Source organism: Agarivorans sp. 1_MG-2023 (assembly GCF_030548385.1).
Taxonomy (GTDB): Bacteria; Pseudomonadota; Gammaproteobacteria; order Enterobacterales; family Celerinatantimonadaceae; genus Agarivorans.
Genome location: NZ_JAUOSJ010000003.1, coordinates 408,296 through 428,176, shown reverse-complemented (window position 1 = coordinate 428,176; position 19,881 = coordinate 408,296). Strand labels below are relative to the sequence as shown.

Genomic DNA, 19,881 nt, shown 5'->3' with positions numbered 1-19,881 from the left:
GGTTACTGGCGCAGGACCACCTTCTCGACTACATCCCTGCAGTAAGCTAATGGTTAATATGAGGCAAACATAACGCAGATAAACCATTCAGTTAACGCAGTAGCAAATAAGCCACTACTGCTAACACAACAACTGCCCAACCAAGAATTTCAACATACTTACGTAATTGAGCTTCCATTTTGGCGCCGCCCCACTTCATTAAACCAGCAACCAAGTAAAAGCGTAATCCTCTACCGACCAAAGAAATCAGAATGAAAGGAATAAATGCCATGTTTAGAATGCCTGCAGTCAAGGTAAACACTTTATAAGGCACAGGCGTAAAGCTGGCGACAAAAATAACCAATACGCCCCACTTTTCAAACCATTCAAATGCGACATCCATTTTGTGTTGATAACCTACCGACTGAATCAATGGCTCTACCACTGGCTCATAAAAAAACTGGCCGAGCGCATAACCTAAAGCGGCACCGAGTACCGAGAAAATAGTGGCCAGCATAGCAAAACGCCAGGCTCTGTTTGGACGTGATAAAGCCATGGGCGCTAACATTACGTCAACAGGGATCGGCCAAAAAATAGATTCGATAAAACTCATGCCCGACAAATATCGAACGGCATGGCGATGCTCAGACCAAGTCATCACTTTGTCGTATAAGGCACTAAAAATTTTCACGCTAATTCACCATTAATTAAAGGAACAAAACGCACAGGCTCTAAATTGTGTTGAGTAAAACCTTGTGCTTGTTTTTCGATTTGGACAAGTGTTTGTTGTTGCTGTTGCTCACCCACCGGAATAATCATTCGGCCGCCAACACTTAACTGCGCAACAAGCGCCTCTGGTATAGCAGCAGCTGCAGCAGTAACGATGATGGCATCAAACGGACCTTTGCTTGACCAGCCTTTCCAACCATCACCATGTTTTGTTGCAACATTATGTAAATCCAACAATTTTAAGCGTCTTTTAGCTTGAAACTGGAGGGTTTTAATACGTTCAACAGAATAGACTTGGTCAACCAGCGATGCTAATACCGCTGTTTGGTAACCTGAACCGGTACCAATTTCTAGTACTTTCTTAGGGTTAGTTTGCAACAGTATTTCGGTCATTTTTGCCACAATGTAAGGCTGAGATAGCGTTTGCCCCTGACCTATTGGCAGAGCAGTGTTATCCCAGGCTTGATGAGCTAAGGCTTCATCAATGAAATATTGTCGTGGCAATTTAGCGATGGCGTTTAACACAGCGGTATGTTGAATACCGTGTTGACGCAGTTGATTAACCAATTTCAAACTATTCGGGCTTTCGCCAAATTGCATTACCTTGCCTCCCAATCCTTGATCCAAGTATCTAGTTTGCCAATAAAGCTGTGTGCTGTCATATCTATCGTTAGTGGTGTGATAGAAACGTAGCCTTCGGCGACTGCCGCAAAGTCAGTTCCTTCGCCGGCATCTTGCATTTCACCCGGAGGGCCCAGCCAATAAATATCGTGGCCCCTAGGATCTTGTTGTTTCACCATGACCTCTGCGCGATGACGACTGCCTAATCGCGTGACCTTAAAGCCTTTGATTTCTGTCAAAGGTAAATCAGGAACGTTCACATTAAGAATTTGGTTGCTTGGAAGCGCATGCTCGCGCAATTGCGCTAACAACTTTAAGGTTACGCTAGCGGCGCTGTCATAGTGTTTGCCCTCTCGCCCCACCAAAGACACTGCAATAGCAGGAAGCCCTAAATTACGCCCCTCCATGGCAGCAGCGACGGTTCCCGAGTAGAGTACATCATCACCTAAATTAGCACCTGCGTTGATTCCAGCAACAACTATTTCTGGTAACACATCGACTAACTCATTAATCGCTAAGTGAACACAATCGGTTGGCGTGCCTTTTACTGAGATGGTAGTTTCATCGAGATAAACAATCCGCAGCGGGTCTTCAAGGGTTAAAGAATTACTCGCGCCGCTGCAGTTTCTATCGGGTGCAACGGTTAACACTGGTGAAATCTGCTTTAACGCTTGAGCCAAACATACAATACCCGGCGCGTATACGCCGTCATCGTTACTCACTAATATGGTCATTGCCTTCGCCTTCACAATTAACAATTTCACGCAAAATACTCGTGGCGTAATTGCCGGCGCTTAAAAAGAAGCTCAGCACTAAATCATTACCCTCGGCTTTAAATGAAAAGTCTTTTGGACGAAGAGCTAATGCGCGACGTTCCATTTTTAAGCCAGCATCTGCTAGGCCTGAAACTATTTCTGGATAGGTCGCTAACACGGAGCTCTCGAACTCTAAGGCTTTATCTTGGCTGGCTAACTCACCCTTTCCGACCATTGGGGCAGACAACTCAATTTCGCCTTGCTGATAACGCTCTACGATATCTTGGTCAGCTTGTTCGGCTACAAAGTGTGCATTGCTCGTAGCAAACTTCATCACATCACCGTTGAGTACCTGAGTGAACAACTGCTGCTCAATGCGTTGGCTAATAGCATGATTGAAAACCAAACTGCGCGCGGCAGATAAATACATGCTGCGTTTTTCTCGGCTACGAATTCGTTTGCCAGCAAACATGCTTAAGGCATTGTCAATATTGCTGGCACCACGGCCAAATCGTTGAGAGCCAAAATAGTTAGGTACACCAGATTCGGCAACTTTGCTTGCTCGCTCTAAAGCTTGCTCAATATCCGATACGTCTCGTAGGCGTATCACAAAATTGTTACCCGACAAAGAACCACGCTTGAGTTTGCGGTTGTGCCTTGCGGTTGCAAGCACTCTAACCCCTTCGCCTAACTCTTCAGGTAACGCAACATTGTCCTTGCCAGGTATTTGAATACTAAACCATTGGGTGGTGACCGCATGGCGATCTTTTAGGCCTGCATAGCTAATAACATTGGGGTTTACCTGGCAGGCTTCTGCTAGCATTTTTGCTACCCAAGAGGTGTTTTCGCCAGTTTTTTCAATCTTCACCAACATATGCTCGCCGTCACCACTGAACTCGAACGGCAGCACTTCATCAACTTTAAAATCTATGGCGTGTTGCTTGAGCAAACCACTACAGCTCGGTTTACCGTGCAGGTAGTTAAGCTGCGAAATAAGCGTTAGATAATCACTCATTTAAATACTCTCCAATAATACAACCGCATGACTCGATATCCCTTCTTTACGCCCTTCAAAACCAAGTTTTTCAGTGGTAGTGGCTTTCACGTTCACTTGGCTAATGCTGGCATGTAAATCTTCGGCAATATTGAGGCGCATTGCTTCAATGTGCGGTGCCATTTTTGGGGCTTGGGCAACAATAGTTAAATCGAGGTTGGCTAACTTATAACCTCGCTGAGTAATTTGTTCGACAACTCGGCGTAACAAAATGCGGGAATCTATCCCCGCATACGCTTGGTCATTATCAGGAAAATGATGTCCTATATCACCTAACGCTAGCGCTCCTAACAAAGCATCACACAAAGCATGTAAGGCAACATCGCCATCAGAGTGAGCAATAAATCCCTGCTCATAAGGAATTGCTACGCCAGCAACTACCAGCGGCCCTTGACCACCAAATTTATGTACATCAAAACCGTGCCCAATGCGAATACTCACCCTACTACCTCTTTTTGTTGTTGCTGACTTAAATACCATTTGGCTAAGGCCAAATCTTCAGGGCAAGTCACTTTAATGTTGTCACTACGACCTTCAATAATACTCACTGGCTGTTCCGCCCATTCCATAGCAGACGCTTCATCAGTGATTTTTTCACCAGCAGCCATAGCATTGCTGATGTTTTGTTTTAGCGATTGAACCAAAAACATTTGTGGCGTTAAAGCGTGCCAAAGTTGCTCTCTTGACACAGTGTGTTCAACTTTACCATCAGCGCTTCGCTTCATGGTATCGCGCACCGGGCTGGCTAATATGCCGCCATGCTGATGTTGCTCGCAACTTGCGATAAGTAAACTAATGTCTTGATGAGTAATACAAGGCCGTGCTGCATCATGTACCAATACCCACTCATCATCATTAATGGTTTGTAGACCTGCAAGTACAGAATCAGCTCGTTCATCACCACCTTCAACTGTTTGAATGCGTGGAGAACTAGCAATTGATAAGTCTTTAAACCAACGATCATTTGGATGGAGAACTACAATCACCTTCGCGATAGCAGGGTGACTGAGAAAAGCAGCAGCGGTTGTTTCAAGAATTGTTTTCTCACCCAAAGACAAATACTGTTTTGGGATACTTGCTTGCATGCGACTACCAATACCTGCCGCCGGTAGCAATGCAGTATATTGCTTAATAGAAGAAATCATTTATTAGTGATACTCGGAGTCAACCATTATTCAAGTTCTGAGGAAGGAATAATTCGGTAAAAGGTTTCACCCTCTTTAATCATTCCTAGTTCGTTACGCGCCTGCTCTTCCACGGCATCTAAGCCGCTACGCAAATCGGCGATTTCTGCAACCAACACTGCATTGCGTTGACCAAGGTCTTGGTTAGCAACTGCATGTTTTGCCACTTCATCACGCAAAGCAAAATAGTCATTTAATGAGTTTTTGCCAAACCATAATTGGTACTGTAAAAGCAAAACAATCAGTATCAGTAAAATTTTAAACGAACGCATGGTTCCTCCCTGACAGAGATAATCCCATAAAGCCGATTGTTACTCCATAAGCGTTGTATGATTTATCTAAATCCAAGGCAAAAAAAATCCCCGCCAAAGCGAGGATTTTATATAGCTATAGGCTTAATTCAAAAAGAATTACTGACCTTTAACTTCTTTAAGACCGTTGTAAGGTGCTTTCGAACCTAAAGCTTCTTCGATACGTAGCAATTGGTTGTACTTAGCAACACGATCAGAACGGCTCAATGAACCTGTTTTGATTTGGCCAGCAGCAGTACCAACAGCTAGGTCAGCGATAGTTGCGTCTTCAGTCTCGCCTGAACGGTGAGAAATAACAACAGTGAAGCCAGCGTCTTTCGCCATTTTAATTGCAGCCAAAGTTTCAGTTAAAGAACCGATTTGGTTGAATTTAATTAGGATAGAGTTAGCAATGCCGTTGTCGATACCGCGCTTAAGGATCTTAGTGTTAGTTACGAACAAATCGTCACCAACTAATTGGATTTTATCACCCATTAGTTTGGTTTGGTGTGCGAAACCATCCCAGTCAGACTCATCAAGACCGTCTTCGATAGAAACGATTGGGTACTGTTCAGTAAGTTCTTGTAGGAATACGTTGAACTCTTCTGAAGTGAATTTTTTACCTTCGCCTTTAAGGTCGTAGATGTTTGCTTCTTTGTCGTAAAACTCAGATGCAGCACAATCCATCGCTAAAGTGATGTCTTTACCTAGCTCGTAGCCAGCGTTTGCAACAGCAACTTTAATAGCAGCAAGAGCCGCTTCGTTAGACTCTAGGTTTGGAGCGAAACCACCTTCATCACCAACAGCAGTTGAGTGACCGCCAGCTTTAAGAACTTTAGCTAGGCTATGGAAAACTTCAGCGCCCATACGTAGGCCTTCACGGAAGTTAGCAGCGCCAACAGGTTGAATCATAAATTCTTGGATGTCTACAGAGTTATCTGCGTGCTCACCACCGTTGATGATGTTCATCATTGGAAGAGGCATTGAGTAAACACCAGAAGTACCGTTTAGGTCAGCAATGTGAGCGTATAGTGGTACTTTCTTAGAAATAGCAGCAGCTTTAGCAGCAGCTAGAGATACAGCTAGGATAGCGTTTGCGCCAAACTTAGCTTTGTTATCTGTGCCATCTAGGTCGATCATGATTTGGTCAAGAGCAGCTTGAGCCAATGCATCTTTACCGGCTAGCGCTTCAGCGATTGGGCCGTTTACAGCTTCAACTGCTTTTAATACGCCTTTACCTAAGTAACGAGCTTTATCGCCGTCACGTAATTCTAGGGCTTCACGAGAACCCGTTGATGCACCTGAAGGAGCAGCAGCCATACCGATAGAACCATCAGCAAGATGAACTTCAGCTTCTACAGTTGGGTTACCGCGTGAATCCATGATTTCGCGACCAAGTACTTTTACGATATTAGACATTACTAATTTCCTCTATATAAATGAACTTCTAACTCTCTAAAAAACGTTACCCGCTAATTGATTCTAGCGAGCTTTATTAAATTCACCAGCAGCCTTCACAAACCCTTCAAACAATGGGTGTCCATCGCGAGGGGTTGAGGTGAACTCAGGATGGAACTGAGCGGCAACAAACCAAGGGTGAGCTGGGTTTTCTATTATTTCTACTAACTTTTTATCTGACGAAAGACCCGTTACTTGCAAGCCTTTAGCAGTAATCTTAGGCAATATCGTGTTGTTCACTTCGTAGCGGTGACGGTGGCGTTCGTAAATCTCTACACTACCGTACAAGTCAGCTACTTTAGAGCCTTTAGTTAGGTGACATAGTTGTGAACCAAGGCGCATAGTACCGCCTAAGTCTGAATCTACATCACGAGTTTCTACTTTTCCGTCTTCATCAATCCATTCGGTGATTAAACCTACTACCGGATATTTAGACTTAGCGTCAAACTCACTAGAATGTGCGCCTTTCAAGCCAGCTACGTTACGGGCGTATTCAATCAACGCTACTTGCATGCCTAAACAAATACCTAAATAAGGCACTTTGTTTTCACGGGCATATTGGGCAGCCAAAATTTTACCTTCAACGCCACGCTCGCCAAAACCACCTGGAACCAAAATAGCATCAAGATGTTGCAGAACATCGGTGCCTTTTACTTCAAGATCTTGAGAGTCTACATATTGAATTTTAATGCTTAAGCGATTTTTAAGGCCGGCATGTTTAAGTGCTTCATTGACTGACTTATAAGCGTCAGGAAGCTCAACATATTTACCCACCATACCAATTACAACTTCATTGGTTGGATTGGCTTCTTCATAAATCACTTGTTCCCATTCACTTAGATCAGCTTCTGGGCATTCAACGCCAAAACGCTCAATCACTAACGCGTCTAAGCCTTGTGATTTAAGTAACGCAGGAATTTTGTAAATACTGTCTACGTCTTTCAGTGAGATAACGGCGCGGTCTGGCACGTTTGTAAATAAAGCAATTTTAGCGCGTTCATTAGCCGGAATAGCGCGGTCGCTACGACAAATAAGAATATCTGGCTGAATACCAATAGAACGCAACTCTTTCACCGAGTGCTGAGTCGGTTTAGTTTTCACTTCGCCAGCAGCACCAAGATATGGCACTAAGGTTAAATGCATGTACATGGCGCGCTCGCGGCCAATTTCAGTACCTAACTGACGAATTGCCTCTAGGAAAGGTTGTGACTCAATGTCACCCACCGTGCCACCAATTTCTACAATGGCAACATCTACGCCTTCGCCACCCGCTACAATGCGCTCTTTAATGGCATTGGTGATGTGAGGAATAACCTGAATAGTCGCGCCTAAGTAATCGCCACGACGTTCTTTACGTAGTACATCTTCATAAACCCGACCCGTAGTGAAGTTGTTACGCTTAGTCATTTTGTTACGAATGAAACGCTCGTAGTGACCTAAATCTAGGTCAGTTTCAGCGCCGTCTTCGGTCACAAATACTTCGCCGTGTTGGATCGGACTCATCGTGCCGGGGTCAACGTTGATGTACGGGTCAAGCTTCATAATGGTCACTTTAAGACCACGAGCTTCGAGGATAGCAGCCAATGATGCAGCGGCAATACCTTTACCCAAGGAGGATACTACGCCTCCAGTGACGAAAATGTACTTTGTTGTCATGTCTAACCTGAGAAGTTGGATGTGTTAAGGGCGTATCTGCGATACTTGGACGGGGGCATAGTATAGCAAAGCCTCTTTAACACCACAATCAATGTCACTGTATCAAGACTAAGATTTAGTGGTTTTGTTGTAAATCAATTTTTGTAATTTTCTTTCACTTTATCCCAAAGCGCATCCATCTCTTCAAGGCTCATCTGCTTAATACTTTTGCCACTTTCAGCCGCTAGAGCCTCTACTCCCCTGAATCGATTAGAAAACTTCTGGTTGGCTTGGCGCAATAAGTCTTCCGCATCAAAATCACAGGCGCGAGCTAAATTTACGCAAGAAAACAACAAATCACCGATTTCCTCGGCTACATCTTGGGGTTGTTTAGAGGCGATAGCCTCTTGAACTTCTTCAAGTTCCTCTTTCACTTTATCAATGACTGGCTCAACGCTTGGCCAGTCAAATCCTACATTAGCACAACGCTTTTGTAGCTTTTGTGCACGGCTTAATGCAGGTAATGCCATTGGCACATCGTCTAGCACACTCGCCTTGCTAGCTGATTTACTCGCGCGCTCTTTGGCTTTTTCAGCTTCCCAATTGGCTTTTATGGCTGCTTCATCGGCAAAGGCTTGTTCAGTAAACACATGGGGGTGACGGCGGATCAGCTTCTCACATATACCATCAACCACTTCAGCGAAGTTAAAGTCTCCTTGCTCCTGGCCAAACTGGGCATAAAAAACCACTTGAAAAAGCACATCACCCAGTTCCAGTTTGACGTCTGAAAAATCTTTGCTTTCTATCGCCTGATTAATCGCATCAACCAGCTCATAGGTTTCTTCTATTGTGTACGGCACTATGCTTTGCCAATGCTGTTGTTGGTCCCATGGGCAACCAACTTCAGGATCTCGCAACTTAGCCATAATGCCAAGCAGCGTATCCATGGTGTAAGGGCGCTGATTCATTTGTTCTTGCTTCCAACAGGCTTAACGTAAACGACGAGCTTCAATAATATGGTTAAGCTGGTTTATCTTAGATAGCACTCGAGACAGAGATTCGAGATTATAAATCTCTACTTCCATATCAATAGTGGCAGTTTGGCTTTTCACGTCGGAATGACTTTGCATGCCCATTACGTTCACCTTGTCATTAGCTAATACCGTGGTGATATCTCGTAATAAACCCCCTCTATCATTAGCAACAATACGAATGGTGAGGTTATATCCACCGGAATCTTTCCCCCCCCATACCGCGTCAATTACCCGCTCCGGAGTGCGACTAACCAGCTCAGCTAATTGCTCACAATCGGCCCCGTGAATTGAGATACCACGACCTTGAGTGATAAACCCTTTAATGAGATCGCCAGGGATGGGCTGACAACAGCGCGCAATATGGGTCATTAGGTTACCGACACCGTCGACAACAATGGCATCTTTAGCACGTTTCTTCTTTTGCCCGTGATGTTCGGCTTTCTTGGTAATAGTCTCAAGTGCTTGGCGGTCAAGTTCTTCTGCTGTTGGCTTATGAAGAGTCGCCTGCAGATGATGAATCAGTTGGTTTAAACGCACGTCGCCTGCGCCAATAGCCGCCAGCAGGTCATCTAAGGTTTTAACATTAAAGCGCTCTACGCAGCTTTCTACGTCACTCATCTTAAAGCCATGCTTGTTAAGCTCAGCCTCTAACAACTCTTTACCAACAACTTGATTTTTATCTTTGTCTTGTTTCTTAAACCAAGTGGCAATTTTATTTCGAGCCCGCGACGACTTCACATACCCTAAATTAGGGTTTAGCCAATCACGGCTTGGGCTAGATTCTTTTTGAGTGATAATTTCAACTTGCTCGCCAGTGCTTAGCTGGTAGGTAAACGGCACAATGCGTCCACCTATTTTAGCGCCAATACATCGGTGACCCACTTGGCTATGCACGTAATAAGCGAAATCTAATGGCGTAGAGCCCGATGGTAAGTCAATCACCTCACCACTAGGTGTGAATACATACACACGATCATCGAATACTTGTGAGCGAAGCTCTTCTAACATTGAACCGTTTTCAGCAATATCATCTTGCCAAGCCAGTAGCTTGCGTAGCCAGGCGATTTTATCTTCAAAATCACTACGCCCAGCAGAGCCAGCACCGCCCTCTTTATATTTCCAGTGGGCGGCCACACCCAGCTCGGAATCCTCGTGCATTTGTTTAGTACGAATTTGCACTTCGATAGATTTGCCTTCAGGGCCAATCACTACCGTATGGATCGACTGATAACCGTTAGGTTTAGGATTAGCAACATAGTCGTCAAATTCGCTAGGAATATGGTGCCATGAGGTATGTACAATACCAAGAATAGCATAACAATCTTGCAGCTTTTCAGCGACGATTCGAATGGCGCGAACATCAAACAGCTTATCGAAAGATAGATCCTTCTTCTGCATCTTCCGCCAAATGCTGTAAATGTGTTTTGGTCGCCCATAAACCTGGGCATCAATATTTGCGCCTTCAATTTCTCGTTGTAGCTTGGCAACAAAATCATCGATGTACTGGGTTCTGTCTAAACGTTTTTCATCGAGCTGCTTGGCAATTTGTTTATAGGTAATAGGATGCAAATAGCGAAAAGTGAAATCTTCCAATTCCCACTTAAGCTGACCAATACCTAAACGGTTAGCCAATGGCGCATAAATGTCTTGGCTCTCTTTAGCTGCCAGTACTCGCACATCTTCTTCTTCGTTTTTAACTTCACGTAAAAAACAGATACGTTCGGCCAACTTAATTACAATGGCACGTACATCACCGACCATCGCCAATAACATGCGACGAACGTTATCAATTTGGATTGAAGATAAACTCTTGTTTTGCCCGGTGCGCAGTACTTTCATCGCATCCATTTGCGCCGCGTCGTATTGAAGCTTTATCACCTCATCGGGAAACTGTGGGCTTAGTTTATCTTTAGAAAGCAGACCTACATCCACAAAAGGAAACAGCAATGCCGCTTTTAAGGTTGGCAGATCCATGTTCAAAGTAACAAGGATCTCCACCATCTCTTTGCCTTTACTCAAACAACTATGGATTTGCTGTTTATCTGCATCTAAGGCTCGAAAATAATTACAGGCAACAAATAAGCGCTGTTGGTCTTCAACCGCTATATCTAAGCTTTCAACCCATTGATTTTCATCAAACAAGAGCTCTTGATTAAGGTGTGTTTCTCGAACCGAGACCATACAGCTACGTTTCCTTTGTTTTATTTATTCTCTATTAACAAACTAGCTAATACCTAGCGTTCGAACAAGGCCATTGTTTCAACGTGTTCAGTGTGGGCGAACATGTCTACCAGCGCTAATTTAACTAACCGGTACCCAGCCTGTTTAAGCACTGCTGCATCTCTAGCCAGTGTTGCAGGGTTACAGGACACATATACTACGGTGCTTGGGCTAAGCTTGGCAACCTGAGTAATAGCAAGTTTTGCTCCTGCACGAGCTGGATCTAATAGGACTTTAGTGACTGCTGAATTTTCCCATACTGTTGCGGTTTCAGCCTGTTCTAAATCACCACTGAAGGCTTGAACATTACTAATATCATTGCGTGTTGCATTAAACATCACACGTTCGCTCATGGCCGCTACGCCTTCTACCGCAATCACTTGCTGAGCTTGCTGGGCAATTGCCAAACTAAAGTTGCCAATACCTGAATACAAATCCAATACCACATCGCTTTTGTTAAGCTGTAACCAATCTATAGCAGTAGATACAATCTGTTGATTCATTGCTTCATTCACTTGAATAAAGTCACCAGGCGTAAACGCCAAGTTTAACTGTTGCTCGTTTAACGTGTAATTGGTATCAGAGCCTACTAGCCATCGCTGTTCCTCAGTGTGCAGCTGCAAGCCAATATTATGTTGCTCGGCAAACTGCTTTAATTGCAGCTCTAATTTTTCACTAGGCACTTTGGTTAAGCGAATTTTGCAAACGGTTTGAGGTTGGCAATCTATTAACTCAATATGCCCCAAGCCAACCGTTTTAGGCCAAGCCTTAACTAAGAGCTGTAAAGCAGGAATTAGTTCCGAAAGTTGGGGTATTAGCACTTTACATGCTGAAATAGCCACCAATTGCTTACTGGCCTTTTGCCTAAAACCCAACTGCCAGCCTGTGGTTTTATCAAACCAAGAGCTTAATCGAGCAACCCGGCGATATTGCCATTCATTGCCATAAATCGTTTCAATCTTCGGTAAATCGGTAAAACCGGATAAGCGTGAAATCAATGCAGCCACCGCGTGCTGTTTGTATTCACGCTGCTCGGCTGCGCCTAAATGCTGTGCACTACAGCCGCCGCAACGTTGATAAAACTCACATTCAGGTTCTAGACGCTGAGGTGAAGAACTCAAGCGTTTTAACAACTTAGCAGGGCCAGACTTACTCGCCGGCAACATATCTATGCGCTCTCCTGGCAGCACATCGTCGACAAAAAATGTTTGGCCATTGGCTTTAACTACGCCCTTTAAGTGGTGATCGAGCTGCAAAACCTCTACACCTCTAAGAGCTTTAACATTGTTCGATTTGGGTTTAGCTTTAAAAAATTGCGCCATAGAAGAGACTTATTAAACCTGTGAATACAAAAAGGGGTGGGCTTATGTCATCATAAGCGATTGGAACCATGTCATTTTCCCATAAGAAACGTTTATGACCAAGTATGGCTTACGTGCCCGCGTATATATTCTCACCATTATACCCACTCTGTTCGTGGGGATCTTGTTAGCGAGTTACTTTACTTTTAACCGTAATCAGCAACTCGACAACTTTGTGATTGAGCAAGGGGTTAACGTTATTGAACCGCTGGCTATTGCCAGTGAAGTAGGTTTAAGCCGTTACAACCGAGAAAAAGTTAAATCACTGATCAGTGTAACTCACCGTAAAATGTCTCCGCTTATCAAGAGCATTGCGGTTTACGATAAACACAATCAGCTATTTGTCACCAGTAACTACCACCGCAATATTCGTTTGTTGCAAAGCGACCCAGAATTACCGCTCCCGCAATCGACTCAAGTAGAAATTTACCCCAATCGCATTATTTTACGCGCCCCCATTTGGGCTGAAGCCGAGGGTAGCTTCGCAGCATTTAGCAATGGTAAGCCCGAATTATTGGGCTATATCTCAATGCAGTACAACAAAGACAGGGCCTTGTTACTGCAGTTTAGAGATACCACCGTTGCCCTATTTATTGTTTTATTTGGTGTACTAATTAGTGTGTTGTTTGCTTTCCAATTAAGTAAACAAGTCACTCAGCCCATCACCAATATGGTAAGTATTGTAGATAGAATTCGCCAAGGGCGCTTAGATGCGCGGGTAGATGGCAGTTACACAGGTGAGCTGGGTTTACTGAAACATGGTATTAATTCCATGGCGAAATCCTTGGCCGAATACCACGAAGAAATGCATCAGAGCATTGACCAAGCCACCAGTGATCTACGGGAAACCTTAGAGCAAATTGAAATTCAAAACATTGAGTTGGATATTGCCAAAAAAGAAGCCCAGCAAGGGGCAAAAGCTAAGTCTGAATTCTTAGCAAACATGAGCCATGAGCTTAGAACGCCACTAAATGGCGTCATTGGTTTTGCTCGCCAACTACTAAAAACGCAACTGAGCAATAACCAAGCAGATTACCTGCTCACCATTGAAAAGTCGGCTAACAACCTATTAGCTATCATTAATGACATTCTAGATTTCTCGAAATTAGAAGCCGGTAAACTAAAGCTAGAACGTATCGACTTTAATTTTCGCGATACCGTAAACGATGTAGTCACCCTACTCGCACCTAGCGCTCAAGATAAAAACCTAGAATTAAACCTTTTGATTGAACCGAATGTTCCCGAAGGCTTGCGAGGCGATCCCTTGCGCCTGCAACAAGTCTTTACCAACCTGTTGGGCAATGCCATTAAGTTTACTCACCAAGGACAAATAACTGTAAACGTAGGCTTAGTTAAACAACAAGGTCAGCAAGTAATACTTGGTGCCTCGGTACAAGATACTGGTATTGGTATTTCTAAAGAGCAGCAGTCTCAGCTGTTCCAAGCCTTTAAACAAGCAGACACCAGCATTAACCGTGAATATGGTGGTACTGGATTAGGGTTAGTGATTACCCAGAAGCTAGTGCAACAAATGGGGGGCGACATCAAACTAAGCTCTGAGCCTGAACATGGCGCTATTTTTGGTTTTGAGCTCCATATGGAACTTGCCGAAATGGTATTGGGCGCACCGCTTCCACTTACCGCCTTAAGTAAGACCTCGGTATTATTGTTTGAACCTCACGAGATTAGCCAAGCGGTTGTGTCTGGCTTGGCAGAGCAGTGGCAGCTACCACTGCAAACCGTTAACACAGAGCAACAGTGGCGCAATGCCCTTGTCGATTTTCAGGGCACCTTGGTCATCGGCCATAGCGATTGGAAAGATTTAGCGCCTCTTCAACAAAAAATAACCCAAGCACTTAAAGTGTCTTACGAAGTGATTGCGCTGATTAACTCAAGCGATCCCGATATTCACCAAATGATTTTGCAAGCAGGTGCGAAACACTGCATTAGCAAGCCCATTAATCATCGTAAATTCGCACACGCCTTGGTAGATGACCGCATCGACGACTCTCCTGTTGTTACGCCAATCGCCAAAGTATCGCGCTCAAAACTGGTCCTGCGAGTACTCGCAGTTGATGACAACGCCGCCAACCTCAAGCTAATTTCAGCCATGTTGGAAGAGTTGGTGACCGAAGTGGATACCTGTACGAATGGCTTAGAGGCAATAACTAAAGCCGAAGAAAACTCTTACAACCTGATTTTGATGGATATTCAAATGCCGATTTTAGACGGTATTAGCGCCACACAAAAAATCCGTGAAAATAGTAAAAACCAGCAAACACCAATTATTGCGGTAACGGCGCATGCCTTAGCCGGTGAAAAGGAACAGCTGCTCGGCCAAGGTGTAGACGACTACCTTGCCAAACCTATCGACGAGTCCTCTTTAGAGAAGCTTATTCATCGCTGGCAACCCAACGCCAAATTGCTTAGTCGTGAAAACTTAGTGTCTACCTTAGAGCAACCGCAGATATTGGAGTTTGAAAACGCCAGCTTGTCTTGGCAATTGGCCATGCAACGTGCCAACAATAATCAGACTCTTGCGCTAGATATGTTTGTGATGCTTCAAGAAAGCTTTGCTGAAATAGAAAGTGGTATTGAGCAAGTTCTGGCTCAGCAGCTAAACGCCGATGAATTTGTATTGTTGATCCATCGCTTTAGGGGTGGCTGTGCTTACAGCGGCTGTAAACGTCTAGAGTCTTTAGCTGGCACTATTGAAGATAGCTTACGTCAGCATGGAGAGGTGGCTCGGGTTGAGCCTGAACTGCTTGAGCTAAGTGATGAGATTGAAAAAGTGAAACTCGCTGCTAAGCAAATCAATCAACAACTCAGCTAACCGCTTAATGGAATTCACTCCAAGAAAAAAGCCGCTTTGCAGCGGCTTTTGTTATTGTTCTTCTTCTATTTTAGCTTGGTCTTGTTGTTCTTTTAAGAAGCGCCCAGTGAGCACTTGCCCTCTATTGCGATTACAATACCAGTTGTAGAAGGGGTAACTTACTAGGCCAAATAAAGCCGTCACTAAAGCATTACTGAACGGCGAAATAATCATCGGCAATATCGCCTGAATAATGTTTCCACCATTCATAATGGTATAAATTAACAAAGCCAAGCCAGCTATTACACCTACACCAAAACCCACTAAAGCCAACAGCTTCATTAGACCAAATAAGTCTAACTGAACGCGATATCGTTCAACCAAGATACTTCTCCTTTATTCGCGCTCTAGTACTACGGTAGCCACCGCGTAATCGCGCTCATCACTAATACTAATAAACTGACTGGTTACCCCTAGTTGCTCAGCTAACGCTAAAGCGGCTCCGCTAAAATGCAACTCGGGTTTACCCAATTGGTTGTTACTAATTTCAATTTGCTGAAAACCAACGCCTTTTGCGATGCCGGTTCCCAGAGCTTTGGCAGCAGCTTCTTTAGCAGCAAAGCGTTTAGCAAGAAAACGAGCCGCTGAAGAATGTTCAGCAAATCTTAGCTGTTCGCTTTCGGTTAAAACACGCTTTGCGAGGGCTTGCATTTGCTTACTATTAGCTATGCGCGCTACCTGTACAATGTCGGTGCCCAAACCTACCACAGCCACGACTTATTGCTCGCTCTTGCGCGCTTGTACCATTAAGGCTTTCATTTCGCTTACGGCCTCAGTCATGCCAACCATTACCGCGCGAGCAATAATGGCATGGCCAATATTCAATTCAATAATTTCTGGTAATGCCGCAATAGGCAATACGTTGTGGTAGTGTAAACCATGGCCAGCATTCACTTTCAGGCCTTTATCAGCGGCATAGCTGGCGGCTGCAGCAATTTTCTTTAATTCTGATTGCTGTGCAGCTTCATCTTTTGCATCGGCATAATGGCCAGTATGCAACTCAATAAACGGTGCGCCTGAGGCTAACGATGCATCAATTTGCTCATCATCTGCATCGATAAACAGCGACACTAATATACCCGCATCAGATAACTTGCTCACCGCGGCGGTAATCTTCTCAAGATTCCCAACAACATCCAAGCCACCTTCTGTAGTTAGCTCTTCACGCTTTTCCGGCACTAGGCATACAAAATGAGGTTTATGCTGACAAGCAATCTCTACCATTTCATCAGTAACAGCCATCTCAAGGTTTAGGCGGGTCTGCACTGTTTGGCTCATTACCACTACATCACGATCCACTATATGGCGACGGTCTTCTCTCAAGTGAATGGTAATGCCATCGGCACCGGCCATTTCAGCAATGCCAGCAGCCAAAACAGGATCTGGATAAGTGGTGCCACGCGCTTGGCGTAAAGTGGCTATATGGTCGACGTTAACGCCTAATAAAATGTCACTCACGTACTTTCCTTCTTCAACAATGCTGTTATCGAACAGCTTTATTGGTAGTTTTAATTGGGGTAAATAACTTACGACTGGTTAGTTCTCTTCCACCGAGTAACTGCGCAATCGCGATCCGACAAAAACGTTTGGCACAAGCAAGGTGTGACGCTTGTAGCGGATCAAAACTTAGCAACATCAGCACTTCTTGGTAACTAAAAATAACATTACTTAAGCGAAGAGACGTTACAACAAATCCTTGGTCTAAACGATACTGATAGTTAACACCATCGGCAAGCTGTTCTGGCTCAGTTAAGGCAAAACCTAAATCAGCTATCAAGTTCAATTCAAATTCACGTAAACAGGCTTCCAAAGGCTGCTGCTTCGCCAATGCCATTAAGCTATCTTGGTAAAGCTGATACAAGCCGGGATAAGCGGTGTTTTCGTCGAGCAAATAGTACAATAGTTCATTCAGGTAGAGGGCGCTGTATAAGTAGTTGCCAAACAAAGGCAAAGCTAAATTACTGGCCTCTACTTGTTTAAAATTGAGTAAGCTACCTTTGCCAGCAAGTTCAACCAGCAAAGGAACACCAGGCTGCAAAATGCCGCGCGATTTAGACCGTTTAGCCCGCGCGCCTCTTGCTACAGCACTTACTTTGCCAAATTCTAACGTGAATAGCTGAACCAACAAACTCGTTTCACGATAAGGCCGCGTATGAATAACAAACGCGGGGGTAAGTGCCTGTTCAGGCAAGCTTATTCGTCTCCGTAACCTAAGCTACGCAAGGCGCGCTCATCGTCAGCCCAACCAGATTTAACCTTCACCCACATTTCTAGGAACACTTTGTTATCAAACAAACGCTCCATATCTAAGCGGGCTTCTTTACCAATGGTTTTCAGTTTGTCGCCTTTGCTGCCAATAATCATGCGTTTTTGGCTAGGGCGTTCAACAAGAATCAGGGCATTGATTTGATACACGCCATTCTCTTGCATCTTAAACTGTTCAATTTCCACGGTGGTTGAATACGGTAATTCTTGACCGGTAAAACGCATTAGTTTTTCACGTACAATCTCTGCAGCCATAAAGCGCGAAGAACGGTCGGTTATATAGTCTTCAGGGAAAAAATGCACATTCTCAGGCAGAGTTTGTTGCGCCCATTCTCGAATTTGCTCAATGTTTTTCCCCTGCTTGGCTGATATCGGCAGAATGTGTGAGAAATCAAATTTTTCCTGCATCAACTTCATATGCGGGAATAACTCTTCTTTATCTTGTACGTTATCCACCTTGTTAATTGCCAATACTACTGGCACTTTTAAATGGCGTAATTTGCCCAGTACCAATTCATCATCGGCTGTCCACTTGGTGCCTTCAACCACAAACACCACCATTGACACATCGCCCAGAGAGCTGGTCGCAGCGCGGTTCATTAAGCGGTTAATGGCACGCTGCTCTTCAATATGTAAACCGGGAGTATCTACAAAAATAGTTTGGTAGATATCATCGGTATCAATACCAAGAATACGGTGACGAGTGGTTTGTGGTTTCTTAGAAGTGATGCTTACCTTTTGGCCGAGAATAGAGTTAAGTAAAGTGGATTTACCTACATTTGGGCGACCAACAATGGCTACAAAGCCACAACGAGTATCATAATTCATACTAAACGCTCCAATACCAACTCAGCGGCAACTTGTTCAGCTTTACGGCGACTAGTGCTAGTGCCAACAACAGGTTCATCTAAGCCTTCTACAGTACAACTTACGGTGAATTGTTGATTGTGCGCCTCACCTTTTATGTCTACCACTTGGTAGTCAGGTAAAGCTTGCTTACGTGATTGCAAAATCTCTTGTAAACGGGTTTTAGGATCTTTTTGACTTAAACCTGGTTCAATAGTGTTTAAGCGATCTTGGTACCAATTCAGTAGCATCGTTTTGGCGCTATCAGTGCCACTATCTAAGTATACTGCACCAATAATTGCTTCAACCGCATCGGCTAAAATAGATTCACGACGAAAGCCGCCGCTTTTCAATTCACCGGGCCCCAATTTAATGTATTCACCCAACTCAAAATTACGGGCTAGCTCAGCTAAGGTTTTACCCTTTACTAAGGTAGAGCGCATAGGGCTTAAGTCACCTTCAGATACATCGGGAAAACGGTGGTAAAGCTCGTCAGCAATCACCCAACTCAATACCGCATCGCCTAAAAACTCAAGGCGTTCATTGTGTACACCTCCGGCACTGCGATGCGTTAATGCTAAGTTAAGCAGGCTGTCATCTTTAAATTTGTACCCTATCGCACGCTGCAAGCGTTCTGGGTTTGAGCTAATCATCATCTACCTTTTACTTGATCGCACCAATGCGATTAAATCGAACACCGGTGGGTATCCATCCTGGTAATATTGAATCTTCGGCGCGCTCAAATTCAAAGCTAATCCATATAGCTACGGCTTTACCTACTAGGTTCTCATCAGAAACAAATCCCCAGTAACGGCTGTCTGTACTGTTATCGCGGTTATCACCAAAGGCCAAGTAATGACCTTCTGGAACAATCCACTCATCTTTAGCCGTACCTGGCTGCTGATAAAAGTATTGCACGCGATCTGGAGCCGCTGGATTAATCAATATTTCATGACTCACTTCGCCCAGTTGCTCATGATAATTTTCTAGTGACATAGGGCCTTGCTTAAAGCGGCCAGACACTTCAAAGTCTAGTGGAACAGGCTTCAACTCAGGGCAAGGTGTGGATTCACACTTTGGCTGAATGAATAGCTGTTTGCCTCGATAAATCACTCGATCGCCAGGTAAACCTACAATGCGTTTGATGTAATCAATACGAGTATCTTGAGGATACTTAAAGACCGCAACATCGCCACGCTCTGGGCTACCGGTTTCCAATAAGGTTGAACGAGTTACCGGATCTTTCAACCCGTAGGCAAACTTCTCAACCAAAATGAAATCACCCACTAATAAAGTCGGCATCATCGAGCCAGATGGAATTTGAAAAGGCTCATAAATAAACGAGCGCAACACCATAACAATGGCAATAACCGGGAATACTGAACGCCCGTTTTCGATCCATCCAGGAGGCGCAGTGATCTTCTCTTCGGCGTCACTAGGTAACTCACCGCCAGCGGCAGTTCGAGCATCTAGCAACTTAGCGGCACGTTGCTTTTCCCAATGAAACTTATCTAAAGCCCAAATAATTCCGGTTACAAATGTAGCCAATACCAGAATTAGCGGAAATATAGTGGCCAT

Annotated in this window: 20 protein-coding genes; 1 reads left to right on the top strand and 19 read right to left on the bottom strand. The window is 44.3% G+C overall.

Annotated elements, in window-relative coordinates; all coding sequences use genetic code 11:
* Nucleotides 1–91: 91 nt before the first annotated feature.
* The 12 genes from Q4592_RS06345 to rlmD all read right to left on the bottom strand — a co-directional run bounded on the left by Q4592_RS06345 (nt 92) and on the right by rlmD (nt 12,281).
* Nucleotides 92–670, bottom strand: a complete 579-nt coding sequence (locus tag Q4592_RS06345; protein ID WP_303511260.1) for a YqaA family protein — start codon at nt 668–670, stop codon at nt 92–94.
* Nucleotides 667–1,308 carry a protein-L-isoaspartate(D-aspartate) O-methyltransferase gene (locus Q4592_RS06340; RefSeq protein WP_201798666.1) on the bottom strand — a complete coding sequence of 214 codons (642 nt, stop codon included), beginning with the start codon at nt 1,306–1,308 and terminating at the stop codon, nt 667–669. The genes Q4592_RS06345 and Q4592_RS06340 overlap by 4 nt, the downstream gene beginning before the upstream one ends.
* On the bottom strand, nt 1,308–2,063 hold the full coding sequence (surE, locus tag Q4592_RS06335) for a 5'/3'-nucleotidase SurE (protein ID WP_303511256.1): 756 nt from the start codon (nt 2,061–2,063) through the stop codon (nt 1,308–1,310). Before surE ends, Q4592_RS06340 begins: the two co-directional genes overlap by 1 nt.
* On the bottom strand, nt 2,044–3,099 hold the full coding sequence (truD, locus tag Q4592_RS06330; protein WP_303511253.1) for a tRNA pseudouridine(13) synthase TruD: 1,056 nt from the start codon (nt 3,097–3,099) through the stop codon (nt 2,044–2,046). The genes surE and truD overlap by 20 nt, the downstream gene beginning before the upstream one ends.
* Entirely contained in the window at nt 3,100–3,573 is a 474-nt protein-coding gene (gene ispF / locus Q4592_RS06325) for a 2-C-methyl-D-erythritol 2,4-cyclodiphosphate synthase (RefSeq protein ID WP_235836147.1), read from the bottom strand.
* Nucleotides 3,574–3,575: 2 nt separating this feature from the next.
* On the bottom strand, nt 3,576–4,283 hold the full coding sequence (gene ispD, locus Q4592_RS06320; RefSeq protein ID WP_303511250.1) for a 2-C-methyl-D-erythritol 4-phosphate cytidylyltransferase: 708 nt from the start codon (nt 4,281–4,283) through the stop codon (nt 3,576–3,578).
* Nucleotides 4,284–4,309: 26 nt separating this feature from the next.
* Nucleotides 4,310–4,594, bottom strand: coding sequence for a cell division protein FtsB (gene ftsB / locus Q4592_RS06315; RefSeq protein ID WP_137671610.1), 285 nt, complete (start codon nt 4,592–4,594; stop codon nt 4,310–4,312).
* 138 nt (nt 4,595–4,732) lie between these two features.
* Nucleotides 4,733–6,031, bottom strand: coding sequence for a phosphopyruvate hydratase (gene eno / locus Q4592_RS06310; RefSeq protein WP_137671611.1), 1,299 nt, complete (start codon nt 6,029–6,031; stop codon nt 4,733–4,735).
* A 63-nt stretch (nt 6,032–6,094) separates the two neighbouring features.
* Complete coding sequence (locus tag Q4592_RS06305; protein WP_137671612.1) at nt 6,095–7,726, bottom strand: CTP synthase; 1,632 nt, start codon at nt 7,724–7,726, stop codon at nt 6,095–6,097.
* Between the two features lie 134 nt (nt 7,727–7,860).
* A complete protein-coding gene (gene mazG, locus Q4592_RS06300; protein WP_303511244.1) occupies nt 7,861–8,673 on the bottom strand; it encodes a nucleoside triphosphate pyrophosphohydrolase in 813 nt (270 codons plus the stop codon).
* A gap of 21 nt (nt 8,674–8,694) precedes the next feature.
* On the bottom strand, nt 8,695–10,920 hold the full coding sequence (gene relA, locus Q4592_RS06295) for a GTP diphosphokinase (protein WP_303511242.1): 2,226 nt from the start codon (nt 10,918–10,920) through the stop codon (nt 8,695–8,697).
* A 53-nt stretch (nt 10,921–10,973) separates the two neighbouring features.
* A complete protein-coding gene (gene rlmD / locus Q4592_RS06290; RefSeq protein ID WP_303511239.1) occupies nt 10,974–12,281 on the bottom strand; it encodes a 23S rRNA (uracil(1939)-C(5))-methyltransferase RlmD in 1,308 nt (435 codons plus the stop codon).
* Between the two features lie 94 nt (nt 12,282–12,375).
* On the opposite strand from rlmD, the gene barA reads away from it, so the two are divergent.
* A complete protein-coding gene (gene barA, locus Q4592_RS06285) occupies nt 12,376–15,153 on the top strand; it encodes a two-component sensor histidine kinase BarA (protein WP_303511236.1) in 2,778 nt (925 codons plus the stop codon).
* Nucleotides 15,154–15,204: 51 nt separating this feature from the next.
* On the opposite strand, the gene Q4592_RS06280 is transcribed toward barA, so the two are convergent.
* The 7 genes from Q4592_RS06280 to lepB are packed head-to-tail and all read right to left on the bottom strand — an operon-like array spanning nt 15,205 to nt 19,881.
* The gene (locus Q4592_RS06280) at nt 15,205–15,516 is read right to left on the bottom strand and encodes a hypothetical protein (protein WP_137671617.1); all 312 of its coding nucleotides are present in this window, start codon (nt 15,514–15,516) and stop codon (nt 15,205–15,207) included.
* A gap of 12 nt (nt 15,517–15,528) precedes the next feature.
* Entirely contained in the window at nt 15,529–15,906 is a 378-nt protein-coding gene (gene acpS, locus Q4592_RS06275; protein ID WP_137671618.1) for a holo-ACP synthase, read from the bottom strand.
* A gap of 3 nt (nt 15,907–15,909) precedes the next feature.
* Nucleotides 15,910–16,650 carry a pyridoxine 5'-phosphate synthase gene (gene pdxJ, locus Q4592_RS06270; protein ID WP_303511231.1) on the bottom strand — a complete coding sequence of 247 codons (741 nt, stop codon included), beginning with the start codon at nt 16,648–16,650 and terminating at the stop codon, nt 15,910–15,912.
* Between the two features lie 25 nt (nt 16,651–16,675).
* Nucleotides 16,676–17,383 carry a DNA repair protein RecO gene (gene recO, locus Q4592_RS06265; RefSeq protein WP_161985065.1) on the bottom strand — a complete coding sequence of 236 codons (708 nt, stop codon included), beginning with the start codon at nt 17,381–17,383 and terminating at the stop codon, nt 16,676–16,678.
* A gap of 2 nt (nt 17,384–17,385) precedes the next feature.
* Nucleotides 17,386–18,285 (bottom strand): GTPase Era, encoded by a 900-nt coding sequence (gene era / locus Q4592_RS06260; RefSeq protein ID WP_137671621.1) that lies wholly within the window; start codon nt 18,283–18,285, stop codon nt 17,386–17,388.
* Entirely contained in the window at nt 18,282–18,956 is a 675-nt protein-coding gene (rnc, locus tag Q4592_RS06255) for a ribonuclease III (protein WP_303511297.1), read from the bottom strand. Before rnc ends, era begins: the two co-directional genes overlap by 4 nt.
* A 10-nt stretch (nt 18,957–18,966) precedes the next feature.
* On the bottom strand, nt 18,967–19,881 hold the full coding sequence (gene lepB / locus Q4592_RS06250) for a signal peptidase I (RefSeq protein WP_137671622.1): 915 nt from the start codon (nt 19,879–19,881) through the stop codon (nt 18,967–18,969).